Origin of the sequence: Parabacteroides goldsteinii DSM 19448 = WAL 12034 (assembly GCF_000969835.1) — a bacterium.
Taxonomy (GTDB): Bacteria; Bacteroidota; Bacteroidia; order Bacteroidales; family Tannerellaceae; genus Parabacteroides; species Parabacteroides goldsteinii.
On record NZ_KQ033913.1, the window covers coordinates 479,912 to 506,749 of the forward strand.

Sequence of the window (26,838 nt, forward strand, 5' to 3'; positions counted from 1 at the left end):
TAGCGCAGCAAAGATACTAAAATTTATTGTAATTCAATCAATGTCAGTTGTCAAGCCTTTTTGTTTTCCATATAAGCCCCTTTCATGGGAGATGCGCAGTTGCGTGTAAAAATATCCAGGATACCGCGGCTATGGCGGGATACAGGCTGTGTCCATTGTTTATGACGCTCCGACAGAATCCGGTCTATTTCCTCCGGTGATTGTTGGAAGCCGTTGGTTCCGATGATCTCGAGCTTACGGGCAGGAATGTCGATACGGATCAGGTCATTGTCTTCAACCAGGGCGATAGGACCGCCGTCGTATGCTTCCGGGGAGACGTGTCCGACGGCCGGGCCGCGGGTGGCTCCGGAAAAACGTCCGTCGGTAATGAGGGCAATGCTTTCTGCCAGTTCCGGGTCGGAGGCGATGGCTTCGGTCGTGTAAAACATTTCCGGCATTCCGCTGCCTTTCGGGCCTTCGTAACGGATAAAGACGGCTTCTCCCGGATGGATATTTTTCTGCAATACAGCTTGCAATGCTTCTTCTTCGCTATCGAATACACGGGCCGTTAATGTTGCCTGCATCAGGTTGGGGGAGATGGCGGCATGTTTGACAACGGCTCCTTCCGGGGCGAGATTCCCTTTTAATATGGCAATCGCTCCTTGTTTCCGGATCGGACTTTTAAAAGGTTTGATAATGTCGCTGACTTTTACTCCAAGCGGGGACAAGTATTTGCGGCATCCTTCATAAAATCCGTTTGTGCGGAGTGTTTCAAGATTTTCTCCCAGGCTTTTGCCTGTTACTGTCCGGACGTCCAGGTTAAGTACGTCTTTCAGTTCTTCCAGAATGGCGGGAACGCCGCCGGCATACCAGAAATATTCGCCCGGCCAGAATCCGCTTGGACGGATATTCAGTAAAAAAGGAATTTGGCGATGGATTTCATCAAATAATTCAGGCGGCAGGTCGATGCCTAGTTCATGCGCAATGGCCGGCAGATGTAGCAGGCTGTTGCTGGAGCCGGCTATCGCGGCGTGCACCATGATAGCATTTCTGAAAGCGTCGATTGTCAGGATATCGGAAGGCAGTAACTCTTCTTTCCCTAATTCAACGGAACGCTGGCCGGCATACCGGGATATCTCTTTTATATAATGTACGTGCGTAGGGATTAAGGCCGAACCCGGCAGTGCGATACCCAGCGCTTCGGCCATTACCTGCATTGTGGAGGCTGTTCCCATAAATGAACAGGCTCCGCAAGTCGGGCAGGCATCTTTTTTATAAGCGAGGAATTGCTCTTCGCTTATTTCTTTCCGTTCGTATTGTGCACTGTATGTTCCGATTTGTTCTAAAGTCAGCAGGTTGGGGCCGGCTTTCATAATACCTCCCGGCAGGAGCAGGGCCGGCATATTCAGCCGGGCGATCGCCATCAGGTGGGCGGGTACCGATTTGTCGCAACTGGTAATGAATATTCCCGCATCGAAAGGCGTTGCTTTTACGTGTATCTCCATCATGGCTGCCATGATATCGCGGGATACGAGCGAATAGTTCATTCCGTCGTGGCCCTGTGCTTCGCCGTCGCAAATGTCAGTGACGTAGTAATTGGCAGCCCGTCCTCCGGCATCGCTGATACCTTTGCCGGCTTCTTCCACCAGCTTGTTCAGATGGGCACTTCCGGGGTGGCTGTGTCCGTAACTGCTCTCAACGATGATTTGCGGTTTGCTGAGATCTTCAATGCTCCAACCACTACCGAGGCGGAGTGAATCGAGTTCCGGTGCCAATTTACGTAATTCCTGACTTTTCATATACATTTATTTTATTAGCAGAAGAACAGGTGTTCTATCAATATTTTTGCTCCGATACCGATTAGTATCAGTCCGCCGATCAGGTCGAGTTTCAAATCCACCTTACGTCCGAAACGACTTCCGAAATAAACGCCTGAAACAGACATAAGGAATGTGATGATTCCGATCAGGGAAGCCTGGATGATGATATCCGATTTCAGGATAGCCAGCGAGATACCGATAGCCAGTGCGTCGATGCTTGTTGCTATGGACAGTCCGAACAATGTTTTGTTGCAGAGCGGATTTGTTTTGCAGTCTTCATCTTCTTCCTGCGTACTGTCGTATATCATTTTACCTCCCAGGTAAAGCAACAGGACGAAAGCGATCCAGTGGTCGAAGGCTGTAATGTATTTCTGGAATCCGACACCGGCCAGATAGCCCAGAACTGTCATTGTGGCCTGTGTGATACCCATAAAAGAGCCGATCTTAACCATATTGCACACAGTGCAATTCCGGATTACTGCTCCACCGGTTACGGACACGGCCAAACTATCCATCGATAATCCGATGGCTAGTAACACTATTTCTATAATTGACATAAATTAAAAAGTTTCCACCCCGGGTGTACTCATATTTCTGATTCTATCTTATAGTTGTTTCTATTGGATGAATTCCTGGAAATCAACTCGCCGATGAATCCGGCTAAGAACATTTGCGTTCCGAGGATCATCGCAGTAAGCGATATATAGAAATATGGAGAGTTTGTTACCAACGGACGTAAATCGCCGGAGAACATGGAGATCAGTTTCATGCTTAATACGAATACCAATGCGATGAAACCGATAAAGAACATCACGCTTCCCCACAGACCGAAGAAATGCATCGGCTTTTTTCCGAATTTGGAAGTAAACCATAACGTGATCAAATCCAGATAGCCGTTGACAAAACGGTTCAGTCCGAATTTGGTTGTTCCGTATTTGCGTGCCTGATGCTGTACGACTTTTTCACCGATCTTATGGAAACCGGCAATCTTTGCCAGGTACGGAATATACCGGTGCATATCGTTGTACACTTCGATATTTTTGATAACGACATTTTTGTAAGCCTTCAGGCCGCAATTGAAATCGTGCAGGTTGTTTATGCCGGAGAATTTGCGGGCCGTGGCATTGAATAGTTTCGTAGGGATCGTCTTGGATAACGGGTCGTACCGTTTCTTTTTCCATCCTGAAACGAGGTCGTATCCGTCTTCCGTGATCATACGGTAGAGTTCCGGGATTTCGTCCGGACTGTCCTGGAGGTCGGCATCCATGGTGATGACGACATCTCCCTGGGCACGCTCGAAACCGCAATGCAGTCCGGGTGATTTGCCGTAATTGCGACGGAACTTGATGGCTCTGATACAAGAATTCTTTTGCTGTAAACCCTCGATCACTTCCCATGAATTGTCCGTACTGCCGTCGTTTACAAATATAATTTCGTAAGTAAAGTTATGTTCTTTCATCACCCGCTCTATCCATGCTTCCAGTTCCGGTAGAGACTCGGCTTCGTTGTACAACGGAATAACTACTGATATATCCATTATTTGTATTGTTTCTCCTTATTGTTCTTGTCTGATCGCACCGGTTTCATTGTTCCTGCACAGGATGGCTGCTACCGGTATCGAAAGTATAATACCATAAAATATATTATTGAAAACACCCTGAATAGCCATATGGATAGGAGTGAAATTGGTTTTTCCGATTGCTTCCATGACTTCGGTGCTTACCTGTGAATCTTTCAGTACTTCGATCATCTGGTTTACGGAGTTTGCCAGAAAATCGGCCGGAGCGATAAACTGGAAGAACACGAAATGTTCGAGGGCGACGATCAATGCGGCAAAAAAGTAAAGCATTGTGCCGAAGCGCCAGGCATGAAAGAAACTGATCTTTCCGCCGATGTCCTGTTTGTATCGTTTTGTCAGATAATAGGCGATGAACGGTACTGTCAGTGTAAGCACTATATATATAATGTTTAGGGCAGGAACCGTATTGCTGAAAATAAAGAACAGGTACTTGATCACCCAGAAAATTCCCATGGCTAAACCATAAGTCATCGCGCTTTTTAATAGTAGACCTTTATTTTCTTCCATTTGTGCTGCTGTTTTAAAGTTTCTATCAGCAAAATTAATCCTTTTGTTATAATATGCAATGTATAACAATAAAAAAAGAGGAAGTTTATTGTCATAAACCTCCTCTTCCAAATTTTTGAATTTTCAATTGTTAATTATCAATTTTCAATTCTTCTGAGCCTCTTGTCGGATTCGAACCAACGACCCCGAGATTACAAATCACGTGCTCTGGCCAACTGAGCTAAAGAGGCAGGTGGGTAAGCTTACTACATCGCGCCGCTACAACCAAGTACCCTTGCTGCGGTCAAGCCCTGGGGGATTCCGAGGGAGCATGCCGTGTAGGACTTACCCGGGTGCAAAAGTAGATATTATTTTTTACAATGCAAGCGTTTTTATGCATTACAGGTGATATTTGTTTCTAAGTGGCTGTAAACCTTTTATTTTAGTTGTGGTTAAAAAGTGTTTATTCTTTATTGCCGGCTTGATTTATCTTACCGGTAAACTCTATATCGAGTCAACCTCTATTATAGATGAGGCTGAAAGTAGTCAACTAAAAACATTAACACAGTATAGATAGTGTTTCATTGTAATGAAACAAGTGTTTCTACCTAATGAAACAAATGTTTCAATAGGATGAAACAGATTTTCGGAAGGAGGTATTTTATCAATTGTTTCGGCAGTTATCTTTTTTTCTATAGATTCAACTTTACATTTGGTATATGTATAAATATTCTTGTACATTTGTACCCTAATTCAAAAATCAAAAACACTAAGAACAATGGGTGGTTTTTTCGGAACTATTTCTAATTCGTCTTGTGCAACTGACTTATTTTACGGCACAGACTACAATTCTCACCTGGGAACCCGCAGAGGCGGTATGGCAACCCTACACGAAGGCGTCTTCAAACGCTCTATCCATAATCTGGAAAATTCTTATTTCCGTACTCGTTTTGAAAGTGAACTGGAGAAATTCCAGGGAAATTCAGGTATAGGTATCATCAGCGATACAGATCCTCAACCAATCTTCATTAATTCTCACTTAGGTAAATATGCCGTTGTGACCGTAGCCAAGGTGAACAATCTGGAGGAACTACAGAATGAATTGCTGGATAAGGGATGTCACTTTTCAGAAATGAGTTCCGGGCAGATCAATCAGACTGAATTGATTTCATTACTGATCTCTCAGGGTAAGACGTTTGTTGAAGGTGTGGAAATTGTTTTCGAAAAGATTAAAGGTTCCTGCTCGATGCTTATTCTGACAGAGGAAGGCATTATTGCCGCACGCGACAAATGGGGGCGTACTCCGATCCTGATCGGTAAGAAAGAAGGTGCCTATGCGGCATCAAGCGAACCTTGCAGCTTCCCGAATCTGGGATATGAAATAGATTATAATGTAGGCCCAGGCGAAGTGGTTATGCTTACGGCAGACAAGATGACGCAGTTGCGTAAGCCGAATAAGAAAATGCAGGTTTGCTCTTTCTTATGGGTGTACTATGGTTATCCGGTCTCTGAATATGAAGGGGTGAACGTAGATGCTTCCCGTTATGCCAGCGGTCTGGCTATGGCGAAGAAGGATGAGGTGGATGCTGATTTTGTATCGGGTATCCCTGACTCCGGTATTGGTATGGCGCTGGGATATGCTGAAGGTAAAGGGATTCCTTACCGTCGTGCTATCGTTAAATATACACCGACATGGCCCCGTAGCTTTACCCCGGCCAACCAGTCCGTACGTGACCTGGTTGCTAAAATGAAACTGATCCCGAACCGTGCCCTTCTGAAAGGGAAACGGGTGATTTTCTGTGACGATTCGATTGTTCGCGGAACACAGCTTCGCGATAATGTAAATATATTATATGGATATGGAGCGAAAGAGGTGCATATGAGAATCGGATGTCCTCCGATCCTGCATGCTTGTCCGTTTGTCGGTTTTTCTGCTTCCAAGTCCCACCTGGAACTGATTGCCCGCCGGATTGTCAAGGAACTGGAAGGGGATGATGCAAAAGATCTGGATAAATATGCAACAACAGGTACCGAGCAATATAATATGTTGGTGGAACGTATCCGTGAGCAGCTGAATATCACTACACTTAAATTCAATACAGTAGAAGACCTGATCGCTTCGATCGGCCTGCCGAAGGAATGTGTTTGTACACATTGTTATAATGGCAATGGCTGTTTTTAAGAGGGGTTAATTATAGAAAGAATTGAACTATCCCGTTCCCGTGCTTGACACGGGATCGCAACGGCACAGACCATATCCTATAATATCTTTTGATACCGCCAGTTCTCTTGCGGCCCCGTGTCAAGCACGGGGACAAGATAGTTCAAACCAGATAAAAAGAGAAATAATTACAAAACAATCGTTGGGTAATTATTTCTCTTTATTATTTTGTTATTCGTCGCTCTTTACCTACTTTTATGCTTTAAATATAAAAGTATACCTTATGACAGTATTAGATAGATTTTTAAAGTATGTAACGTTTGAAACACAATCGAGTGAAGAGACCGGGACAACACCAAGTACTCCGGGACAGTGGGTGTTTGCAGAAGAATTGGTAAAGGAACTGGAAGAAATAGGTCTGGAAGACATCACGCTGGATGAAAACAGCTATCTGATGGCAACACTTCCGGCAAATACCGATAAGAAGATTCCGGCTATCGGCTTTATCGCCCATCTGGATACCAGTCCGGATATGTCGGGAAAAGATGTGACTCCACGGATTGTAAATTATAAAGGAGGAGATATCGTCCTGTGCGCCGAAGAGAATGTAGTTCTTTCTCCCCAGATGTTTCCTGAACTGAATGATTATAAAGACCAGGATATTATTGTAACCAACGGTAAGACTTTGCTGGGAGCCGACGATAAAGGCGGTGTGGCAGCCATCATCGCTGCTATGAAATATCTGAAAGATCACCCGGAAATCGAACATGGCAAGATACGTATCGGTTTTACTCCGGACGAGGAGATCGGGGAAGGGGCCAACCATTTTGACGTGGAGAAATTCGGTTGTGAATGGGCTTATACGATCGACGGCGGACAGATCGGCGAACTGGAATATGAAAACTTCAATGCGGCAGCTGCCAAAATAACTTTTAAAGGCCTGAACGTTCATCCGGGTTATGCGAAGAACAAGATGCTGAATGCTTCGTTGCTGGCTATCGAGTTCGCTTCGTGGCTGCCGGCTTCACAACGTCCGGAACATACGCAGGGGTACGAAGGTTTCTATCATCTGACCAATATGTCGGGTACGGTAGAGGAAGCCTCCTTGTCCTATATCATCCGCGACCATGTGCGCACTTTGTTTGAAGAAAAGAAAGCACAGTTGAAGATGTGGGTAAAACGTATGAACGAAATCCATCCGGGCAGTACAACGCTGGAACTTCGTGACCAATATTATAATATGCGTGAAGTGGTTGAACCGAAGAAATATATCGTAGACCTGGCCTTTGAAGCCATGGAGTCTGTCGGTGTTAAACCGTTGGTTAAACCGATTCGCGGCGGAACGGACGGTGCCCGTTTGTCATTTATGGGATTGCCCTGCCCGAATATATTTGCCGGCGGGTTGAATTTCCATGGACGTTATGAGTTCCTTCCGGTCAACTCATTGGAAAAGAGTATGCAAACAATTATAAAAATAACCGAGCTTCTGGCTCAAAAATCTTAAACGTAATAATAACATGAAAACGACTCCGTTTACCGATGTACATATCGCATTGGGAGCAAAAATGCATGAATTTGCAGGTTATAATATGCCGATCGAATATACCGGCATAATCGATGAACACATGACCGTTGTGAATGGTGTAGGTGTATTCGATGTATCTCATATGGGAGAGTTTTGGGTAAAAGGCCCGAATGCGCTGGCTTTTATCCAGAGTATCACTTCCAATGATGCATCTGTTTTGCCTTTGGGCAAGGCGCAATATACCTGCTTCCCGAATGATAAAGGTGGTATTGTGGATGACCTGCTGGTTTATCACTATGAACCGGAAAAATATCTGTTGGTCGTAAATGCAGGAAATATTGCAAAAGACTGGGATTGGTGTGTCAGTCACAACACAGTGGGAGCAGAGCTTGAAAACTCTTCCGACCGTACTGCCCAGCTGGCTATCCAGGGACCGAAAGCAACTGAAGTGTTGCAACGCCTGACTCCGGTCGATCTTTCGTCTATCCCTTATTATTCTTTTGTGACCGGAGAGTTTGCCGGTTGTAAGAATGTAATCATTTCCAATACGGGTTATACCGGTGCGGGTGGTTTTGAATTGTATTTCTATCCGGATGATGCAATGACTATCTGGAATGCAATCTTTGAAGCCGGCAAGCCGGAAGGTATCAAGCCGATTGGTTTAGGTGCCCGCGACACACTTCGTCTGGAAATGGGATTCTGTCTGTATGGCAATGATCTGGATGATACGACTTCTCCGATCGAAGCTGGATTGGGTTGGATCACTAAGTTTGCGGACGGGAAAGAATTTACAAACCGGGCAGAACTGGAACGCCAGAAGAAAGAAGGCGTTACCCGTAAGTTGTGTGCGTTTGAATTGATAGACAAAGGTATTCCCCGTCATGGTTATGAAATTGTGGATGCAGGGGATCAGGTTATCGGTGTTGTAACATCCGGAACGATGTCGCCGGTGTTGAAGAAAGGTATCGGTATGGGATATGTGAAGCCCGAATATGCAAAAGCCGGTTCAGAATTCTTTGTGAAAGTACGTAACCGTAATCTGAAAGCACAGGTGGTCAAAGCGCCGTTCAGAAAATAATGAAAAACAGGCATATGTAAATAAGAAGCCTCATTCGTTACCGGATGGGGCTTTTTTATATATCTTTGCGCCGAAAATATAAAGATAGGTCTCATGTTGAACTTTCTGAAGAACTGGACATTGCCTGTTGCAATGCTGACCGGTGTATTGGGTTATTTGATGTTTGCCAACTTCACCTTTCTGGAGCCGACAAAACCGTTTATGAACACGCTTATTGCGTATCTTACTCCTTTATTGATTTTTGGTCAGTTATTACTTACTTTTTGTAAAGTGGATTGGCGGGAGTTGATGCCGTCTCCGTGGCATGGATGGCTGTTACTGTTTCAGATTGTTTCTTCATGTGCCCTGGCTGCCCTGTTGATTTTTGTTCCTATGGGAGGTTCCTATCGGGAGGTTTTTGAAGCAGCGATGGTTTGCCTGATCTGTCCGACGGCGACAGCGGCGGCTGTTATTACGGGTAAGTTGGGCGGGAGTGCCTCCAGTCTGACGACTTATACCCTGTTATCGAATATTCTGGCGGCGGTAGCTGTGCCGTTGATCTTTCCTTTGGTCGAGCCTCATACGGACGTTACTTTCTTCACCGCTTTTCTGAAGATTTTGAGTAAAGTATTTCCGTTGTTGCTTTTCCCGTTTTTTCTGGCATTGTTTTTCCGGTATTGTCTTCCGAAGATACATCATTTTTTGTTAGGTTTCCATGACCTGGCTTTTTATATGTGGGGGATGGCGCTGGCCATCGTAACGGCTCAGACCGTGAAATCGCTTGCCCACAGTACGATTCCGGTAGAGGTCGAGATATTGATCGCATTGGCCGGTTTTGTCACTTGCGCCCTTCAATTCTTTCTCGGAAAACGGATCGGAACTATTTATAAAGACCGCATCAGTGCCGGTCAGGCCCTGGGACAAAAGAACACGGTGCTCGCCATCTGGATGTCTTATACTTATCTCGACCCGGTTTCTTCGGTCGGTCCGGGTTCTTATGTGTTGTGGCAGAATATATTTAATAGCTGGCAGCTGTGGAAGAAACGGAAAAATGATTCTAAAATGTAAATAACAAAGAATAAAATATATGAGATTAAGTAATGAATGGTTCACAGCCTTGTCGGAAGACGAAGACGGGCATTTGGTAACAGTAAGCGGACGCGATGAACTGACGGAATTTATCCAGTCCGGTAAATTCAAGGAACGTGTTGAAATAACCTGGAAATATGAAGGGGATGAGAAAGGAATGCCCATAGACGTACTTGCCGAACAGATGGAGAATGTACAGGAAACTTTACGCAAAGCCATGGAAAAAGATAAACTCTCCATCCTTACCGCTGTCTATACCGGGGCAGGAGAGAAGATATGGGTTTTCTACACCCGTACAGTCCGCGTTTTCGGCGAACGTCTGAATGAGGCACTCGCTCCGTTCGATCTGTTACCTATTTCTATTTATACGGAAGTCGATCCCGAATGGGAAGAGTATCTGGATATGTATGAGATGAAGCAGTGGGCACTCGATTAAGGCGTGTTTAGCTCTTTTCTGACTAACCAGCTGCCGATGCGCGATTCGGAAATTCCTTCTTTCAACCGATAGCTACAAATGAAACGGTCGTCTTTTATTTCAGATTCCATGTAGTTGAACTGACATGTTTTTTCTGTATAAAAGGCTTCCGCAAGTTCTATGATATGGGTGGAGAGAAGGAATTTGCTTTGCGGATATTTTTTCAGCATATTGAGAACGATGACCGAAGCCTCATAAGCATCGCGGGCATTTGTTCCCCGGAAGAGTTCGTCGAACACGATGAAATAAGCATCTCCTTCCTTGACTTTTTCCAGTATGCTTTTGATACGTAATACTTCCGCATAGAAATGGCTTTCTCCTCTTTTTAAAGAATCCGGTAAATTGATGGAAGTGAAAATACCCTTGTATACCGGGCAACGCATATAAGTTGCCGGTACCGGTAATCCGGCGTGAGCCAACCAAATAACCGACGATAACGCTTTCAGGGTTGTCGATTTGCCAGCCATATTGGACCCTGTGAAAATATTGATATGTTTTTCCTCCAAATGCCAGTCATTACGTACGGCTTGCGGCAAAGCCGGATGGAAAAAGTTGTGTATGACCAACTCAGTGTCGCCGGAATGTAATTCCGGGTAACAAAATCCTTTCTCTTTAGCTATTTGATGCGCGGAACGAAAGGCGTCCAATTCGTATACAATATCAAGTATCCCCTGTACAGCGATTTTTCCCCTATTGCGGAAAATGTAGTCGAACTGGTCGATTTCGTAACATGTTAATCTGGTTTCCCTGTTTGGGATTGAAGCAAAAACATTACTGTCCACATAGGAACGTATCATCCGGAGCGTTTGTTTGATAATGTCCGGTTGTGCGGACTCTTCTATGGGAGATGAGATCTGGCGTAATTCCCGGATCAATTCACATAAATATAAGCATCCACGGCTTTTAATATAGTTCCACGGATTTTTCTGCAATTTGTTTTTTAACCATTGGTAGTAGGAGAGGACGCCTAATACGGTTGTGGGGGACGGCTCATTATAATTCAGGTAATATTCGATGAAGTCCAGGGTGTTCCCGTCTATTTCGAAGCTGGGTATTCCACCGGCGCGAATGGATTCGATGCGGTAGTGGAGTGTTTGGATATTGTTAACAGGATGGGTAACCCAGTTTTGGAGTACGTTACGGCCGCCTTTAGACTGAGTCTCGGTATAAATACCGGTCAGATCAAATTCTCCGTAGGGATTTTGCGTAACGCATAAGTCATTACGGGTCTGTATATCTGTTTCGAGTTTCTTTGTTCCTGTCTGTCCCATTGGACAAAGATAGTTTTGTTTATGAAACTAAAGATACTCCGGGGTAAAAAAATACAAAAGGAGTTGTCTTTGAAAACAACTCCTCCGTGTAAATATATAAACTCTAAAAAATAACTGGCAGATCACCAGGTAATGTTATTGCAATCTGACTAATCTGTAAAGTAATTGCTGGATTGCTTCCTGATAGTCGTCGATGATGGATTGTGAGAATGCTTCAGGGAACAGGTCTCTGTGTTTTTCTACGTAGTTGTAGAAATCTGATGCATGTTTTACGATGTCTTTCGGAGTTTTGGTTTCCGGGATGGCAATCTGGAGGTCGCCTACCATGGCGAATGTTGTTTCGGTGATTCTGTCGATCACGTCCAGCAAGGAGGCGATGGCTTCATCGAGTGCCATATGTTTAGCATAACTGCCGGTTCCGGTTACGCTCCAGTGAAAAAGTTTGAGACTGCTGTTGAATGAGAAAAGTTCTCCGATAAATGCTGCGATCTCTTTATTGGAAGTGCGGGTCGCTTTTTCTTTTTGTTCTGATTTTACTGTTGTACTCATAATTTTGTTTATTTATGTTTTGTACTTAATAAACATCATAGGCAACAGGAAAGTTTACGGGAATATTAGAAAATATTTGAAGATGATTTATGGTAACAATAAGGTTGTAAAAGCTGTTTATAAATGGAATATGGATAAATAATTATGACACAGATAAAATTGAAACGGATATATGAAGATCCGGAGCCAACGGATGGTTACAGGGTCTTTGTGGATCGGCTATGGCCCAGAGGTATGAAAAAGGAAGCGGCACATTTCGATTTGTGGGAAAAAGATGTAACTCCCTCTCCAGAACTTCGAAAGTGGTTTCATCAGGCACCCGATGAAAGGTGGAATGAGTTTGCCGCATTGTATAGCAAAGAGCTGAACGGTTCGGAGGCAGCAAGGGTATTTGTGGAGAAGATCAGGCAATATCCGGTCGTCACGTTGCTATATGCTTCTAAGAGTCCGGACCATAATCATGCACTTATTTTGAAAAAGTACCTGGGGGAACTGATGGTTGGCGATAGGTAATGTGTCATCTGTACTGTACGGAGGGTAGGAAGCGTGCTACATCGGGATGCTCCCTACCAGTAGGTACACTCTGTACCTACTGGTAGGGACAGATCATACCTAGCGGTAAGTACAGGTTGTCCCTAGGGATAGGGATACAACGTACCTACCGCTAGGGACAATCTCTATATCGGGCGGTACAGGCTATGACTACTGCGTGATCAGGTAAGCCTTGAACGCTTTGAAGTCTTTGCTGAGTTCGACACTTTGTTTCGTCCCTTTCATAAAGGATTGTAACTTGGCCGGAATTTCAATGTCTGCATCGAGGATACGGTTGACGGTTCCTTTGAACTTCGCCGGATGGGCAGTTTCAAGGAAGAGGCCGGTTTCGTCAGATTCGAGTGCATATTGTATCAAAGCCTGATAGCCGCAGGCACCGTGCGGGTCAAGTAGATAGCCATCGTTTTCATATACATATCTGATGGTGTATTCGATTTCTTCGTCGGTGAAACGGTAGCCGGTGATGTGCTGGCATATTTCATGATGTTTGTCGCCGTAGATATCGAATAAATCCATGATGCGGGCAAAGTTGCTCGGGTCGCCGACATCCATCGCGTTAGCTATCGTGGCTACGGAAGGACGTGGGGTGTAAACGCCTGTTCTTAGATATTCAAGGAATACGTCGTTGCGGTTGTTGGCGGCGATGAAGCGTTTAACGGGCAGTCCCATCCAATTGGCAAAAAGACCGGCGGTGATATTTCCGAAGTTCCCGCTGGGGACGGAGATGACCAGGTTATCGGCTTTACCGAGCTTATCCAGCTGTGCGTAGGCATTGAAATAATAGAATGATTGCGGGAGGAAGCGGGCCACGTTGATGGAATTGGCTGATGTTAGTTTCATGTGGCGGTTCAGTTCGTCATCCATGAAAGCCGATTTTACCAACGCCTGGCAATCGTCGAAAGTCCCGTCTATCTCAAGGGCGGTGATATTCTGCCCCAGTGTTGTGAACTGGCATTCCTGGATAGGACTGACTTTTCCTTTCGGATAAAGGACATACACGTGGATACCCGGTACACCCAGAAAACCGTTGGCAACGGCACTTCCCGTATCTCCCGAAGTGGCAACCAGTACGTTAACCTGTTTCAGTCCTTCTTTTTGGATGAAATATCCCAGCAGACGGGCCATGAAGCGTCCGCCGACATCCTTAAAGGCCAGTGTCGGACCGTGGAAAAGTTCAAGGCTGTAAATATTTTCAGAGACGTTTACCACAGGGGTATCGAACGATAAAGTATCTTTTACGATTTCATTCAACGTTTCCGTTTCGATGTCTTCACCGAAAAAAGCCTGTGCAACCGTACAAGCTATTTCGTGGAAAGACTGATTTTTCATATTGTTGATTGTGCCCTCATCCAAACGGACGATACGTTCGGGCATATACAATCCCTTGTCACCGGCAAGGCCTTTTACTACGGCTTCTTCCAGGGTGGCGAGGGGAGCTTGTTTGTTTGTGCTGTAATATTTCATAATAATTCTTTTATAAATTCATCTTTTTCCAAAACTCCATATTTACCGTTCAGGACACTGAACTCGTCGAAGCAGGTCACTGCATCAGGCTCTTGTCCGGGTTTGTAGATCAGGAAGGGGACGGGGGTATTGGTGTGTGTACGAATCGAACAGGGAGTCGGGTGGTCGGGAAGTACGGCAATGGCAACCGGTTCGTCCCATGTCTGCAACTCTTCATAGATAATGCGAATGGCCCGTTTATCCAGATATTCGATTGTTTTTATTTTGAGGTCTACGTCTCCTTCGTGTCCGGCTTCATCACTGGCTTCGACGTGGAGGTAGACGAAATCATTTGTTTTCAGTGCTTCGAGGGCGGCATGCGCTTTGCCTTCGTAGTTGGTATCATATAATCCGGTGGCGCCTTCCACGCTGATAACTTCAAGACCGGCATAAACGCCGATGCCGCGAATCAGGTCGACGGCTGAAATAACGGCCCCTTTATTGAAACCGTACATCTCCTGCATGGTCTGCATGGCAGGACGATAACCGGGCGACCAGGGCCAGATACTGTTTGCCGGGTCTTTTCCGGCTGCCATACGTTTCCGGTTGACGGGATGGTCTTTCAATATTTCCTGGGATTTCAGAATCAAGTCATTCAACAGGTCGGCAGTCTCTTGTGCTTCCGGCACTTCCGGTTTGACCATCAACGGGCGGAAGGGGTGGAGGGGAACGTCGTGGGGCGGCGTGCAATCCAGCCGTTTGTCGCCTCCTTTGATAACCAAAAGGTGACGGTAGGAGACACCAGTGTAGAATTTTACTTTGTCGGAGCCTAATTTCTCGTTGAGGAATTGTATTAACTCGTCGGCCTCATCGGTGGATATATGGCCGGCCGAATGGTTTTTCAGGATATCTCCTTCAACACAAATAAGGTTGCAGCGCATCGCCATTTCACCCGGTTGAAGGGTGACACCGATGCTTGCAGCTTCCAGTACGCCACGTCCTTCGTATACTTTCGGCAGGTCGTATCCTAATACGGCCATGTTGGCAACTTCGCTGCCCGGATGGAATCCGTCGGCAACCGTTTTCATTTGTCCGGTAACACCCAATGCAGCCAGCTTATCCATATAAGGGGTATCTGCATATTGCATGGGAGTCTTACCTCCAAGTGCCTCAATGGGTTCATCGGCCATGCCGTCGCCCAGGATTATTATACTTTTCATTTCGTATTAACTTAATTCATTCCTTTTCTTACCGAATATTGGCTATAGAGATTATATCGGCGAATACACCAGCAGCCGTTACATCGGCTCCGGCTCCGTAGCCTTTTATTATCATGGGATACTCGTGGTATCTTTCGGTGGAAATCATGATGATGTTGTTGCTGCCTTCCAGTTCGTAGAACGGATGATGGCTGTCGACTGTTTGCAGGCCGATTTCGCAAACACCTTTATCCATTTTGGCAACGAAGCGGAAACGTTTGCCTTCGGCTTCCAGTTGCTGGCGTTTGTTTTCGAATTCGGCATCCAGTTCTTTCACTTTGCACCAGAAATCGTCGAGCGAACCTTCGAAATATTTATCCGGCACGAACAAGTTGCGTTTTACATCTTCCTGCTCCACTTTGTAACCGGCTTCACGCGCCAGGATGACGAGTTTACGCAATACGTCTTTTCCACTCAGGTCGATGCGGGGGTCGGGTTCCGAGTAACCTTCCTCTTTTGCCATCAGGATTGCCTTGCTGAAAGGTATATCGGCACTCAGCGTATTGAATATATAATTTAATGTACCGGAAAGAACAGCTTCCAGTTTCAGGATATGGTCGCCACTGTTTCTCAGGTCGTTCATCGTATTGATGATAGGCAGTCCGGCTCCGACGTTCGTTTCGAACAGGAACTTGACGCCACGGTGGCGGGCCGTTTCTTTCAGTTTGATATAATTGCTGTAAGAGGACGAGGCGGCTACTTTATTGGCGGCTACCACTGAAACGTTGTTGTTGAGCAGCGTTTCATACAGGTCGGAGACAGCCGGGGTTGCCGTACAATCCACAAATACGGAGTTGAAGATATTCATTTTCAGAATCTCTTCTTTCAGATGTTCGGGAGAACTCTCTTCGCCGTTCTTTTTCAGTTCGTCGATACAGTTTTCCAGGTTCAGTCCTTCACGAAGGAAAAGGGCACGTTTACTGTTGGCGATACCGACAACATTTAGTTTCAGGCCGTTTTGTTCCATCAGTTTAGGTTGCTGGATACGGATTTGTTCCAGTAAGTTACCGCCTACCGTTCCGACACCTGCAATGAACAGGTTCAACACCTTATATTGTGACAGAAAAAATGAATCATGGATAGAGTTCAGTGCCTTGCGCAGATATTTGTGCTTGATAACAAATGATATGTTTGTTTCGGAAGCACCCTGTGCACAGGCAATCACGCTGATACCGGCACTGCCCAGCGTACCGAACAGCTTACCGGCAATACCCGGCGTACGTTTCATATTTTCACCGACGATGGCGACTGTTGCCAGGTCTTTTTCGGCCACCGTATCGTTCATATCACCCTGGGCGCGTTCCAATGCGAACTCTTCATCCAGCACCTGCACGGCCAGGTCGGCATCGGCATTGCGGACAGCGAAAGTCGTATTGTTTTCGGAACTGGCCTGTGATACCATAAATACGCTGATACCGCTTTTTGCCAATGTCTTAAAGATACGGTAGTTTACACCGATCACACCAACCATGCCCAGTCCCTGAACGGTAATCAGGCAGGTGTCGTTGATAGAGGAAATACCTTTGATGATGGCTTTCCCTTCTTCTTTTACCTTTTCCTTGGAAATATAAGTACCCGGCGCTTCCGGATTGAATGTGTTCAGGATACGGATCGGAATATTCTTATGATATACCGGATAAATCGTCGGCGGATAGATGACCTTGGCTCCGAAGTTACATAACTCCATCGCTTCGGTAAACGTCAGCCGGTCGATTACATAGGCTGAACTGATGACGCGCGGGTCGGCAGTCATGAAACCGTCTACGTCCGTCCATATTTCCAAAACGTTGGCATCGAGCGCAGTAGCCAGGATAGAGGCAGTATAGTCGGAACCGCCACGTCCCAGGTTCGTTACTTCTCCGTTTTCCGTACTGGAAGAGATAAAGCCGGGAACCAGCGATACTTTAGGTAGCGGGTTGAAAGTCTCTTTAATGAGCTGGTTTGTCTGTTCGAAATCAACGATATGTTTGTTGAACTGCTTGAGCGTTTTGATAAACTTACGGGAATCGAACAGCTTGGCATCTTCGATGACATTCGACACGATGAGTGAAGAAATGCGTTCGCCGTAACTGACGATTGTGTCGGAAGTCTTGGCAGACAGGTCGTTGATAAGGTACACACCTTTGAAAATATTACCCAGTTCGTCCAGCAGGCTCATGACCTTTTTCTGCACTTCGATGCGCTGCATCTTGTCGGGGATAACACCCTGAATCACATCCAGGTGACGTGTTATGATTTCGGAGAACTCCCTTTCGTATCCGACATCCCCTTTGGCAGCCATGGATGAGGTTGCCAGCAACTTATCCGTGATGCCGCCCAATGCAGATACGACAACGATTACAGGCTCTTCAATAGCCTCTACTATCTTCTTAACACTCAAAATACTATTCACGGAACCTACGGATGTTCCGCCGAATTTCAATACTTTCATCGGTATGTATTATTTTAATTGACAGCTGACGGTTGACAACTGACAATATATTTGTAACTAAATTAATTGATAAAAAGAACCGGAAAGAACCGGCATAAAGGATGCAATACAAATGATTGCAACAATGCAGGACGTGGCCGCTGCTCTTGTTTATTTGTAAATTCTAACCCCCCAAGGGGTCATCAATGCCCATGTATAATATGCTATACCTGCAATCATTCTTTTACTTTTCTAGTTTTCATATCTTATTGCAGGGGCAATATTACACATTATTTTTCAAATGCAAGCATTTTTTCAGTAGAAAGTGATAAAATAGTGGAAAGTTGATAGGAAAAGAGGGTATGATGATTACTATTGTTTATTTATTTTGCCCTTTTTCACCTGCCGTAACCAGAACACCGGGAGCAGACAAAGCAAGGTGACGATGAATGCGATATAGAAATCATCGTTGATGCCGCCTATGTATGCTTCTAGTTCGAGACGTTTGATTATTAGCTGTTCGGCGAGTGATTTGGCTGTCTCTTCGGTGGTGCCGGTTGTCTGTAAGGCGAAGAAACTCAGTTTATCTATTGTCTGGTGATATATCTCACCAGTATAATTTAATGCTTCGCTGTAGCGTTGGGTATGGTAACTGGTGCGTTGGGTAAGCATATGGCTGAAGATGGCAACACCGAAACTGCCGCCCATTTGGCGGACGATATTGGTGATACTCGATGCTTGTGCCATTTGTACGACACTGATACGGGCTAATGATAAAGTTAATAATGGGGTGAAAAGTATTCCCATGCCGATGCCGCGAAGATAGAGGCTCATCATGATATACCATTTTTCGGTCAGGAAGGAGAGGAAGATGTTGAGATAGAAACTGAGTGCCATCAGGATCAGTCCGCCTGCAATCAGTATTTTAGGGTTTATCTTCTGCCCCAATGCTCCGGCAGTGGGAGAACAAAATCCCTGGATGATTCCTACGGGAATAAAGAACATGCCGGCCTGGAGGGCTGAATATCCCAGATTGTTCTGCAAATAAAGGGGAATCAGGAAAGTGCTTCCGAACATGCCGACCCCGAAGATGAACATCATCACGTTTGCCAGGGTGAAATTGCGGTCTTTGAATATACGCAGGTTGATTAACGGATGCTTCACCGTCAGTTCGATATAAATAAAGAGTATGAACATAAGTGCGGAAATCCACATCGAGCCTAATACGACAGGACTGTTCCAGCCTTGTGTGTTGGTAGACGAATTGACTTCCGATAACCCGTACATGAACAGAGGCAGGAAGATGCCGGAAGTGATGAATCCCGGAATATCGAAAGGCTGTACTGTCTCCGCCTTATATTCTTTTTGCAGGATGGCTGTTACAAAGAGAGCGAGAGCCCCGACCGGTACATTTACATAAAATATATAGTTCCAGTTCAGATTGTCGACCAGATAACCGCCGATGGAAGGACCGAACGAGACGGATGCTGCCGAAGCGATGGCCCAGAAACCGAGTGCCGTTCCCCGCTGCTCCGGAGGAAAAACATTGCTGACAATCGCCATTCCGACAGGCATGATTGCTCCGCATCCAAGGCCTTCGATTACACGCCAGAAAATAAGTTCTTCGATCGAGGTGGAGTTTCCGCACATGAACGAACCGAAAGTAAATACCAATAAAGAAAGGAAATAAATCCGTTTGTATCCGAACCGGTCGGACAGCCAGGCGGCTGCGGGAAGGATGCTCGCAATAGCCAGCATATATCCTGTCAGAACCCATTCGGCAGTGTTGATACTGGCACCGAGCGTCCCCATGATAGCCGGAAGTCCGGTGTTCACGACGGTGGAGTCGAGCACGGCCATAAATGTCCCGATCATGATGTTGCCCAACACCAGCCATTTGTAGGCATTATCATTTGTATTTCCGTTCTTACCCATTATTGCTCCTTGATAATCTTAACGGTTGCAGACATGCCTGATACCAGTTTCGGCATCCGGGTATTTTCTTTTCCTTTTTTTACCTGGTCGACGGAGACTTTTATCGGGATGCGCTGGGCAACTTTGGTATAATTGCCGGAAGCATTATTAGGAGGGATCAATGAAAACTCCGAAGCTGTGTTTGTACCTATATAGAATATCTTTCCGGAAAAGGTGAGTCCGGGGTAGGCGTCCAGCGTGAAATCGGCTTTCTGTCCGAGGCGGAGCGTCCGGAACTTGGTCTCCTCCAGATAAACGGCTACCCAAAGGTCTTTCCCTTCATTGATTGTAAAGAGTGTCTGTCCGGGTTGAACCATGTCACCCGGAAGCGACCACCGTTTGGCAATCACGCCGTCGACCGGAGCTGTGATGCGATAATATCCCAATGAAACACGGGTGGATTCTATCGCTGCATCAGCTGAGGCGATTGCCGCTTCACCGGATGTGATCTGTGCCCGTGAGACCTTGATCTGATCTTTGGCTACTTCTACTTTTATGCCTGTACTTTTCCAGGAGTCTTCCGCATCCTGGAATGTTTCCTGCGAAACGGCATTGGTGCTGTATAGTTTTTGGTCACGTAGATAGTTCACTTCTGCCTGATGGTAAGCGATTTCTGCCAGTTGGAGGTTCTTGATGGCAGTGTTGAGATTCTCTTTTTCCAGTTTCAGGTTGGCTATCGTCTGTTCACGGCGGGCAATGGTTTCCTGTAACTCTGCAACGATACCGCTGCTGTCAAGTTCGGCAAGGAGCATGCCGGCTTTGACCGTATCGCCTTCCCAGGCATATTGCCTGACCATCGGTCCCATGACCTGTGATGCGACGCTTACCCGGTAACTGTCAAGGTTGGCGTCATTAGTCGAAATATATTTGCGATAGTTCCACCACCATAGAAAGGCAATAATGACGGCGATAACCAATATGGCAATAAGCCATATCATACTTTTGTTGGGTGTTTTGTTAGAAGTACTTACACTATCCATAGTTGTGACGTATATTTTTCTGCTTAAAACAAATAAAATATATAAAGGTTCTGGCTATAAAGGTGATTAACAAGTTTGTACAAAAGCTTTTTCAATGGCTTTCCTTTTCCAAATCTGCCCGGCTCTTACTTTGTGTAACCAGATAAACCCCGGTAAAAACAAGGACTGCCGATAATACTTTTTGTAAAGAGAATGTGTCTTGCCCTATCATGACCGCAATCAGTGAAGCAATAATCGGTTGTATATAATTATACATGCTCACTGTTGTCGGACGGATGCGTTTCAGCGACATAGGTATTAATAAATAAGGAATGAATGTCGCACCGATCAGTACGAAACTGATGGCTCCAAGCTCTTGCATATTGAGTGTTTCCCGCTGGAAAGCAGGGGTATCGAGAACATGTCGATAAGTAAAAGGCAATAATACCAACGTGGAAAAAAGAAACATCCATTTCATCATCGTTACCGCTGAATAACGTAAACTCAAAGGTTTGGATAAAACGAGGTAGATGGAATATACGAAAGCACTGACGATGATCATCAGATTACCTTCCAGACTGCTGGCTTGCCCCGTAGCATGTGTGGATGCCAGGATCAAAGATATCCCCCCGATGCATCCCATCAATACGCCCAAGGCTTTCATCTTGGTGATCGGCTCTTTCAGGATAACGGCTGCCAGTAGCATGACGAAGATAGGGACGCCTGTTGCGATGATGGAAGCATCCACCGGCGAGGTTCGGTTCAGCCCTACAATAAACAGTCCCTGATTGATGCCTACCCCGCACATGGCGCAGATAAAAAGTAGTCCCAGGTCTTTTATCGTCACCTTTTCCCGTTTGATAAATAACGAAGTTAACCAAAACAACAGGCAGGCAGACCCCATCCGCATGATGGTAAGCGCCTCGGGTTGCACATGGGAAGGTAACAGATATTTGGATATGGGCATATTGATAGCAAACAATATATTTGTTATCAAAATCAATATATGCCCTTTCAGCTTCTCTCCGTTAAGCATTCTTTTATTTTCAATTTGTTTCTGGAAGCAAAGATAGGACTTATTCGGTAGTTTTCTGTTCACGAGGGCCTCAAAAACAAAATACTAACTATCCATCTGCCGATACGCTTCGATTTGAGACTGGCAGATTTGTTTGGTTATGTCGCGTAGTCTCTCTATTTTGGGAAATAAAGCATCTATATCTTCTTTAGTCACAACGAATTTAGAATTATATCTTGCTTCTACATAGGCAAGCCGGAGTAGCTCAAATAATCGCTTTTCTTCCTTTGTGTTTCGAGGAAAGATTTTTTGCAGTTCCGGTGAATATTTGTGAGTAGAGCCCAATAATTTAGATAAATTGTGTTGTTTGCTATTTTTCAGGGTATGAACTAAGCGCAGCGTATAAAAATAATTTTCGCAGGTTTGATGCAGATGGAAAGATGCCATTTTATACTTCTCTAATCCATAATAATATTTTGCACCAGACAGAAAATCATTTGCATAATTGAACTTCTCATCAAAATACTCCTGTGCTTGTTCCCTGATCTCCTCAAAGTTTAGCTTCCGAGCACGTTCCAGTTTATAGTTTCCGCTATCGTATAACATAATTCCTTGTTTTTTAATTCCGGTATAGAAATATCTCCTTTCCGACAGGTCTGAGTTCAATTTTTCTATATCGTCGTTGATGAACTGAATAGGAACTTGGTAGTCAGGACGTTTGTAATATTTGTCGTCCACAGTATTCAGCAAATGTCCCACTTCCTGTACATCCATGTTGCTGGTAACTACCAACAGATCGTAGTCACTCATAAATGAAGTAAGTATACCAAATTCATCCCGTTCATCATATTCCACAAATGTACCCCTGGCATAACTTCCGTACAGGATAATCATTTCGCAATGAGGTACTTTCTCCAGTACTAGGTTGACGATCTGTTTCAAATCGTTTTTAGCGTATTCGGGTAAGTGGGAGTAAGACGTTTTCATGAAGCACTTCAAATTTTATGTTATACACCGGTAAAGATACATGATTTTTTCTATCCTTATTCCCACTATTGATATTTATGTTCTTTGTGGTGAGTCATTGTTGTGAAACAGTTTTCTCCACCAACCGGCGAGCCATCCGGTGAACATCCACCACCATCCGGTGATAATGGCTGGCTTATTATAGCTTAGTGGATTACGGATACACCAATACTGGTATTTGTCTGAAAAATAGAATATATGTCCGGTTCTTAATGTGAAATATGTACCGTCATTTTTCTTTTTTATGTTGATAATATCGGTAAACCGGATACTTTTTGCATACAGTTCCTCACAATAAGCAGAGGCATTTATTCGGTGTTGTATATAACAGATAGGTTGGGGAAAACAGATTTCGTTTTCCGTAAAAGTTAACCCAAGCTGCACGACAAAGGGGTGTAGATTGTCGCAGACTTCAATTTTAGTCAGGGAGGGAAGGCTTTGTAAGCGCTGTAGCTCCCGTTTTCTTTTTAAGAAATTCATACCAGACGTTTTATTAGATTAATCAAAGTGCTTCAAGCACCAGCAGCCTGAGTGTCTTGAATAATCATTTTAACGTTGGCATAATTAATATGTAATGACACCAGTCTGGAAACACCGGTATCATGGGTGCAAAAATACAATTTTTTAATAAATGTCGTAATCCGATAGGATAAATAATGACACCTACAAAACCAATCGTCTTATGAATTTATCGTACCTTTGTATCATTATAATTAATGTATGGAAGAAAACAAACATAAAGACAAACCTATGAAACCAACCCGTATAATCGAGATATGTGCCAACTCGGCACAAAGTTGTGTAGAGGCCGAAGCCGGAGGGGCCAAACGTGTGGAACTTTGTGCCGGTATCCCTGAAGGGGGAACGACTCCCAGTTATGGTGAGATTAAAACAGCGCAGGCATTGACTTCTACCATTGATATAAATGTCATTATCCGTCCGCGTGGCGGCGATTTTCTGTATACTCCGGCGGAGATAGATGCTATGCTGCTGGATATTGAATTATGTAAACAACTGAAAGTACACGGCGTCGTTTTCGGATGCCTCACTAAAGAGGGAGATATAGATGTTCCGTTGATGCGCAGACTGATGGAGGCTGCCAAACCGTTGTCGGTAACCTGCCACCGGGCATTTGATGTCTGCCGTGACCCGTTTGCGGCACTGGAACAACTGATTGAACTCGGATGCGACCGTATCCTGACTTCCGGCCAGCAATCGGATGCCGTTAAAGGTATTCCTCTGATTGCCGAATTGGTGAAGCGTGCTGACGGACGCATCATTATCATGCCGGGATGCGGTGTCCGTGAAAGCAATATCGCGAAACTCGAAGCGGAAACAGGAGCGAAGGAGTTTCATACTTCCGCCCGTAGCATCGTTTACAGTAAAATGGAGTACCGGAATGAAAATGTGCCGATGGGAAGCAGTATTGTCTCTTCGGAGTTTGAAACGGTAGAAACCGACCGGAATAAAGTGGCTGCTTATTTGTAACTGATGAGATGAAATACCGATTGTCCTTTGTTACCTTGTTGTTGTCTTGTGCCCTGGGTAAGGCGCAACAAGATTCTATTGTCCCTTTTGAAGCGGCATACAAACGTGTTTATAATATAACGAAAGTGACAGGGGCGAAGCCGGTTATGGATGGGCGCCTGGATGAAGATTTCTGGACGAAGCAGGGCGAGTGGTCCGACCGTTTTGTTCAGATTATTCCTTATGAACGGCAAATGCCGGATGCGCCTACCCGTGTGAAACTATTCTATGACAATAAGTATATCTATGTCGGTGTCTATTGTAAGGAAAGCCATCCGGAAAAGATGAACCGCTTTATCGGCAACCGCGACGATAACAGCATGGGCGACCTTATCAGTGTTGCCTTTGATACGTATCATGATTACCGGGCCGCTCCGGAGTTTAATATCAATCTGGGGGGAAACAAGACTGACCTGGTCGTGACCGATAAGCTGAATGTCAATTTAAGCTGGAATGCCGTATGGGAAGGAAAGACTCATATTGACATGGCTGATTCCAGTTGGACGGCGGAATTGCGTATCCCGTTCAGCCAATTACGATATAACCAGCATTCCGATGATGGCATCTGGGGACTTCATGTCCGCCGTATCAGACGTCAGAATAATGAGGTTCAGAACTGGAGCATGATTCCTCTGAAGAATAACGGACATGTCTTTTCTTTCGGAGAGATGCACGGGATGGACGATTTGCCGAAACCTCGTGGCATTGAATTTCTTCCGTATGTGATGGGAAAATACCGGAATGAACCGAAGGTTGCCGGAAGTCCTTATCAGAAAGGACATAGCTGGGGTGGAAATGTCGGCCTGGATGCGAAGTTCGCCCTTTCGGATTTTACGCTGGACCTGACGGTCAATCCGGATTACGGCCAAGTGGAACTGGACCCTTCGGTGATGAACCTGACGGCTTACGAAACATTTTATGACGAGAAACGTCCTTTCTTCCTGGAGGGAAAACATATCCTTGATTTTGCCAATGGCAGTGACATGATGTTTTATACCCGTCGTATCGGTGCCGCTCCCTCATATACTCCGCAGGGAATCGACAATATCAACAGTTTTGCGGACAGCAAAGACAATGTTCCTATCATCGGTGCCCTGAAGCTGACCGGGACGAACAGACGCGGAGTGACAGTAGGCGTGGTGCAGAGCGTAACGGCCCGTTCTTCCGCTAACGTGACCCGTAACGGGATTGAAGATGTTGAAGTAGTGGAGCCGCTGACAAACTATACAGTAGCCCGCGTACAGAAAAACTGGAAAGGAAATAGCCTGCTTGGAGGAATGGTCACATCCGTCAATCGGGCATTGGACCAGCCTTATCTGGAAGACTTTATGGTTCGTAACGCTTTTACGGCAGGAATAGATTTTACCCAGTATTTCAAGAACCGTCTTTATTATATAGATGTAAAGGGAATGTTCAGTTCCCTGAACGGAAGCAAAGAGGCGATAGCTGTCCGGCAAACCAGCCCGGTTCATTATTATCAGCGTGCATCGGCATCCGGTTATCTGGGAGTGGACCCTGACCGCCGTTCTCTGAACGGAACCGGCGGTTATGTGAAAGTCGGACGGAAGGGAAATGCCAAGTGGGCTTTCTCGGAAACCTTTAGCTGGTCGTCTCCCGGTTTCGACCTGAATGACATGGGGTATATGAAAGAAGCGGATAACCGGACGAATGAAACGGAAGTGGTGTACCGGCAAACGGATATCTGGAAGTTATTCCGTTATAATGCCTTTACGTTTACCCAGAAAAACCAGTGGAATTATGGGGGAACTCCTTTCAGCAACGATGTCGCCCTTCGCTGGCAGAGTATGACAATGAGCCGTTATGAAATGGATATGAAGGAAACTTTCGTCTGGAACCGGTTGGATAGCCGTTTGCTTCGCGGAGGCTGGGATATGCGGTTGAATCCTTATTTCCAGACTTCGGTTAAAGTGAATACGGATAAGGCAAAGCGGATGATGTTCATGTTGAAATATGAAGGAAATCATAATCTGGACGGGTATAACCGTTTTAATACGTTGTCGCCCAGCCTGACTTTCCGCTTAGGAAACCATGTGTATTTGTCGGGGCAGGTGGATTATGCCTGGAATACGGACAATATGCAGTATGTCGGAACATTAACGGCATCGGCATCTCCCGCCCGGACAGACCCTTCGCTGATCTATCTGATGGGGCATATGGACCAGAAAACGTATGGCTTGACAATGCGTTTGCAGGTCAATCTCACTCCGGATATCTCCATACAGTTCTATGGTTCCCCGTTTACCTCGACCGCGAAGTTCTCTGATTTTAAAGAGGCAGCGGATACGGAATCCCGTACGTATGACAAACGTTTCCATCTCTTTTCCGGAGATGAAATCGGTTATTCGGACGGAAGCTATCATCTAAAAAGTGGGGGACGAGAAGCATCCTTCAGGAATCCGGACTTTAGTTTTAATGAGTTCCGTTCCAACCTGGTGGCCCGTTGGGAATATTTGCCGGGTTCTACGATCTATTTTGTCTGGGAGCATCGCATGTCTAACCAGGACAACCACCGGGTGACAGGCTGGGGGAATAACCTGGACCGTATGTTCGGCCTTCCGGCAACGAATACTTTTATGCTGAAGATGAATTACTGGTTCAATTTGTAACCGGATTACTTCTGCCATATAGATATATATACTATCTTTACGAAACAAAAAATAA

Annotated in this window: 22 protein-coding genes and 1 tRNA gene; 8 read left to right on the plus strand and 15 right to left on the minus strand. The window is 45.3% G+C overall.

Features of this window, described 5'->3' with window-relative positions; all coding sequences use genetic code 11:
- Nucleotides 1-50: 50 nt before the first annotated feature.
- From ilvD to HMPREF1535_RS15010, 5 genes are all read right to left on the minus strand, one after another.
- Nucleotides 51-1,778, minus strand: a complete 1,728-nt coding sequence (ilvD, locus tag HMPREF1535_RS14990; RefSeq protein WP_046147567.1) for a dihydroxy-acid dehydratase — start codon at nt 1,776-1,778, stop codon at nt 51-53.
- A 14-nt stretch (nt 1,779-1,792) separates the two neighbouring features.
- Nucleotides 1,793-2,356: a manganese efflux pump MntP gene (locus tag HMPREF1535_RS14995; RefSeq protein WP_007652875.1), complete on the minus strand. Its 564-nt coding sequence runs from the start codon at nt 2,354-2,356 to the stop codon at nt 1,793-1,795.
- A 29-nt stretch (nt 2,357-2,385) separates the two neighbouring features.
- Nucleotides 2,386-3,336, minus strand: coding sequence for a glycosyltransferase family 2 protein (locus tag HMPREF1535_RS15000; protein ID WP_046146747.1), 951 nt, complete (start codon nt 3,334-3,336; stop codon nt 2,386-2,388).
- A gap of 18 nt (nt 3,337-3,354) precedes the next feature.
- Nucleotides 3,355-3,885 (minus strand): DUF4199 domain-containing protein, encoded by a 531-nt coding sequence (locus HMPREF1535_RS15005; protein ID WP_007652877.1) that lies wholly within the window; start codon nt 3,883-3,885, stop codon nt 3,355-3,357.
- Between the two features lie 156 nt (nt 3,886-4,041).
- Nucleotides 4,042-4,115 (minus strand) — tRNA-Thr (locus HMPREF1535_RS15010).
- A 527-nt stretch (nt 4,116-4,642) separates the two neighbouring features.
- Here HMPREF1535_RS15010 and HMPREF1535_RS15015 point away from each other — a divergent pair.
- The 5 genes from HMPREF1535_RS15015 to HMPREF1535_RS15035 all read left to right on the plus strand — a co-directional run bounded on the left by HMPREF1535_RS15015 (nt 4,643) and on the right by HMPREF1535_RS15035 (nt 10,132).
- Nucleotides 4,643-6,046: an amidophosphoribosyltransferase gene (locus tag HMPREF1535_RS15015; RefSeq protein ID WP_010799878.1), complete on the plus strand. Its 1,404-nt coding sequence runs from the start codon at nt 4,643-4,645 to the stop codon at nt 6,044-6,046.
- Between the two features lie 262 nt (nt 6,047-6,308).
- Nucleotides 6,309-7,529: a peptidase T gene (gene pepT, locus HMPREF1535_RS15020; protein ID WP_046147568.1), complete on the plus strand. Its 1,221-nt coding sequence runs from the start codon at nt 6,309-6,311 to the stop codon at nt 7,527-7,529.
- 13 nt (nt 7,530-7,542) lie between these two features.
- Entirely contained in the window at nt 7,543-8,628 is a 1,086-nt protein-coding gene (gcvT, locus tag HMPREF1535_RS15025) for a glycine cleavage system aminomethyltransferase GcvT (protein ID WP_046146748.1), read from the plus strand.
- Nucleotides 8,629-8,721: 93 nt separating this feature from the next.
- The gene (locus tag HMPREF1535_RS15030; RefSeq protein ID WP_007652882.1) at nt 8,722-9,675 is read left to right on the plus strand and encodes a hypothetical protein; all 954 of its coding nucleotides are present in this window, start codon (nt 8,722-8,724) and stop codon (nt 9,673-9,675) included.
- Nucleotides 9,676-9,694: 19 nt separating this feature from the next.
- Entirely contained in the window at nt 9,695-10,132 is a 438-nt protein-coding gene (locus HMPREF1535_RS15035; protein WP_046146749.1) for a DUF695 domain-containing protein, read from the plus strand.
- On the opposite strand, the gene HMPREF1535_RS15040 is transcribed toward HMPREF1535_RS15035, so the two are convergent.
- Complete coding sequence (locus tag HMPREF1535_RS15040) at nt 10,129-11,442, minus strand: MutS-related protein (protein ID WP_046146750.1); 1,314 nt, start codon at nt 11,440-11,442, stop codon at nt 10,129-10,131. The genes HMPREF1535_RS15035 and HMPREF1535_RS15040 overlap by 4 nt on opposite strands.
- A 135-nt stretch (nt 11,443-11,577) precedes the next feature.
- Nucleotides 11,578-11,991, minus strand: coding sequence for a DUF5856 family protein (locus HMPREF1535_RS15045; RefSeq protein ID WP_046146751.1), 414 nt, complete (start codon nt 11,989-11,991; stop codon nt 11,578-11,580).
- A gap of 144 nt (nt 11,992-12,135) precedes the next feature.
- Between HMPREF1535_RS15045 and HMPREF1535_RS15050 the strand changes: the two genes are divergently transcribed.
- Nucleotides 12,136-12,504 (plus strand): DUF488 domain-containing protein, encoded by a 369-nt coding sequence (locus HMPREF1535_RS15050; RefSeq protein ID WP_007652892.1) that lies wholly within the window; start codon nt 12,136-12,138, stop codon nt 12,502-12,504.
- A gap of 189 nt (nt 12,505-12,693) precedes the next feature.
- Here HMPREF1535_RS15050 and thrC read toward each other — a convergent pair whose 3' ends face one another.
- From thrC to HMPREF1535_RS15090, 8 genes are all read right to left on the minus strand, one after another.
- Nucleotides 12,694-14,007 carry a threonine synthase gene (thrC, locus tag HMPREF1535_RS15055; RefSeq protein ID WP_046146752.1) on the minus strand — a complete coding sequence of 438 codons (1,314 nt, stop codon included), beginning with the start codon at nt 14,005-14,007 and terminating at the stop codon, nt 12,694-12,696.
- Nucleotides 14,004-15,206, minus strand: coding sequence for a cofactor-independent phosphoglycerate mutase (locus tag HMPREF1535_RS15060; RefSeq protein ID WP_046146753.1), 1,203 nt, complete (start codon nt 15,204-15,206; stop codon nt 14,004-14,006). The genes thrC and HMPREF1535_RS15060 overlap by 4 nt, the downstream gene beginning before the upstream one ends.
- 28 nt (nt 15,207-15,234) lie before the next feature.
- Nucleotides 15,235-17,676, minus strand: coding sequence for a bifunctional aspartate kinase/homoserine dehydrogenase I (gene thrA, locus HMPREF1535_RS15065; RefSeq protein ID WP_007652897.1), 2,442 nt, complete (start codon nt 17,674-17,676; stop codon nt 15,235-15,237).
- Between the two features lie 351 nt (nt 17,677-18,027).
- Nucleotides 18,028-19,590 carry a DHA2 family efflux MFS transporter permease subunit gene (locus HMPREF1535_RS15070; RefSeq protein WP_007652898.1) on the minus strand — a complete coding sequence of 521 codons (1,563 nt, stop codon included), beginning with the start codon at nt 19,588-19,590 and terminating at the stop codon, nt 18,028-18,030.
- Nucleotides 19,590-20,567, minus strand: a complete 978-nt coding sequence (locus tag HMPREF1535_RS15075) for an HlyD family secretion protein (RefSeq protein ID WP_244275636.1) — start codon at nt 20,565-20,567, stop codon at nt 19,590-19,592. The genes HMPREF1535_RS15070 and HMPREF1535_RS15075 overlap by 1 nt, the downstream gene beginning before the upstream one ends.
- A gap of 133 nt (nt 20,568-20,700) precedes the next feature.
- Nucleotides 20,701-21,624 (minus strand): DMT family transporter, encoded by a 924-nt coding sequence (locus HMPREF1535_RS15080; RefSeq protein ID WP_046146755.1) that lies wholly within the window; start codon nt 21,622-21,624, stop codon nt 20,701-20,703.
- An 84-nt stretch (nt 21,625-21,708) separates the two neighbouring features.
- Nucleotides 21,709-22,590, minus strand: coding sequence for a HEPN domain-containing protein (locus tag HMPREF1535_RS15085; RefSeq protein ID WP_046146756.1), 882 nt, complete (start codon nt 22,588-22,590; stop codon nt 21,709-21,711).
- A 75-nt stretch (nt 22,591-22,665) separates the two neighbouring features.
- Nucleotides 22,666-23,109 carry a hypothetical protein gene (locus tag HMPREF1535_RS15090; protein WP_046146757.1) on the minus strand — a complete coding sequence of 148 codons (444 nt, stop codon included), beginning with the start codon at nt 23,107-23,109 and terminating at the stop codon, nt 22,666-22,668.
- A 270-nt stretch (nt 23,110-23,379) separates the two neighbouring features.
- Between HMPREF1535_RS15090 and HMPREF1535_RS15095 the strand changes: the two genes are divergently transcribed.
- Both HMPREF1535_RS15095 and HMPREF1535_RS15100 read left to right on the plus strand, forming a co-directional pair.
- Nucleotides 23,380-24,117, plus strand: a complete 738-nt coding sequence (locus HMPREF1535_RS15095) for a copper homeostasis protein CutC (RefSeq protein ID WP_046147569.1) — start codon at nt 23,380-23,382, stop codon at nt 24,115-24,117.
- An 8-nt stretch (nt 24,118-24,125) separates the two neighbouring features.
- A complete protein-coding gene (locus HMPREF1535_RS15100; RefSeq protein ID WP_046146758.1) occupies nt 24,126-26,783 on the plus strand; it encodes a DUF5916 domain-containing protein in 2,658 nt (885 codons plus the stop codon).
- Nucleotides 26,784-26,838: the final 55 nt, after the last annotated feature.

Coding starts and splice junctions, on each gene's coding strand:
- ilvD (WP_046147567.1), bottom strand. CDS start 1,778: ATGAAAAGTCAGGAATTACGTAAATTGGCACCGGAACTCGATTCACTC.
- HMPREF1535_RS14995 (WP_007652875.1), bottom strand. CDS start 2,356: ATGTCAATTATAGAAATAGTGTTACTAGCCATCGGATTATCGATGGAT.
- HMPREF1535_RS15000 (WP_046146747.1), bottom strand. CDS start 3,336: ATGGATATATCAGTAGTTATTCCGTTGTACAACGAAGCCGAGTCTCTA.
- HMPREF1535_RS15005 (WP_007652877.1), bottom strand. CDS start 3,885: ATGGAAGAAAATAAAGGTCTACTATTAAAAAGCGCGATGACTTATGGT.
- HMPREF1535_RS15015 (WP_010799878.1), top strand. CDS start 4,643: ATGGGTGGTTTTTTCGGAACTATTTCTAATTCGTCTTGTGCAACTGAC.
- pepT (WP_046147568.1), top strand. CDS start 6,309: ATGACAGTATTAGATAGATTTTTAAAGTATGTAACGTTTGAAACACAA.
- gcvT (WP_046146748.1), top strand. CDS start 7,543: ATGAAAACGACTCCGTTTACCGATGTACATATCGCATTGGGAGCAAAA.
- HMPREF1535_RS15030 (WP_007652882.1), top strand. CDS start 8,722: ATGTTGAACTTTCTGAAGAACTGGACATTGCCTGTTGCAATGCTGACC.
- HMPREF1535_RS15035 (WP_046146749.1), top strand. CDS start 9,695: ATGAGATTAAGTAATGAATGGTTCACAGCCTTGTCGGAAGACGAAGAC.
- HMPREF1535_RS15040 (WP_046146750.1), bottom strand. CDS start 11,442: ATGGGACAGACAGGAACAAAGAAACTCGAAACAGATATACAGACCCGT.
- HMPREF1535_RS15045 (WP_046146751.1), bottom strand. CDS start 11,991: ATGAGTACAACAGTAAAATCAGAACAAAAAGAAAAAGCGACCCGCACT.
- HMPREF1535_RS15050 (WP_007652892.1), top strand. CDS start 12,136: ATGACACAGATAAAATTGAAACGGATATATGAAGATCCGGAGCCAACG.
- thrC (WP_046146752.1), bottom strand. CDS start 14,007: ATGAAATATTACAGCACAAACAAACAAGCTCCCCTCGCCACCCTGGAA.
- HMPREF1535_RS15060 (WP_046146753.1), bottom strand. CDS start 15,206: ATGAAAAGTATAATAATCCTGGGCGACGGCATGGCCGATGAACCCATT.
- thrA (WP_007652897.1), bottom strand. CDS start 17,676: ATGAAAGTATTGAAATTCGGCGGAACATCCGTAGGTTCCGTGAATAGT.
- HMPREF1535_RS15070 (WP_007652898.1), bottom strand. CDS start 19,590: ATGGGTAAGAACGGAAATACAAATGATAATGCCTACAAATGGCTGGTG.
- HMPREF1535_RS15075 (WP_244275636.1), bottom strand. CDS start 20,567: ATGATATGGCTTATTGCCATATTGGTTATCGCCGTCATTATTGCCTTT.
- HMPREF1535_RS15080 (WP_046146755.1), bottom strand. CDS start 21,624: ATGCTTAACGGAGAGAAGCTGAAAGGGCATATATTGATTTTGATAACA.
- HMPREF1535_RS15085 (WP_046146756.1), bottom strand. CDS start 22,590: ATGAAAACGTCTTACTCCCACTTACCCGAATACGCTAAAAACGATTTG.
- HMPREF1535_RS15090 (WP_046146757.1), bottom strand. CDS start 23,109: ATGAATTTCTTAAAAAGAAAACGGGAGCTACAGCGCTTACAAAGCCTT.
- HMPREF1535_RS15095 (WP_046147569.1), top strand. CDS start 23,380: ATGAAACCAACCCGTATAATCGAGATATGTGCCAACTCGGCACAAAGT.
- HMPREF1535_RS15100 (WP_046146758.1), top strand. CDS start 24,126: ATGAAATACCGATTGTCCTTTGTTACCTTGTTGTTGTCTTGTGCCCTG.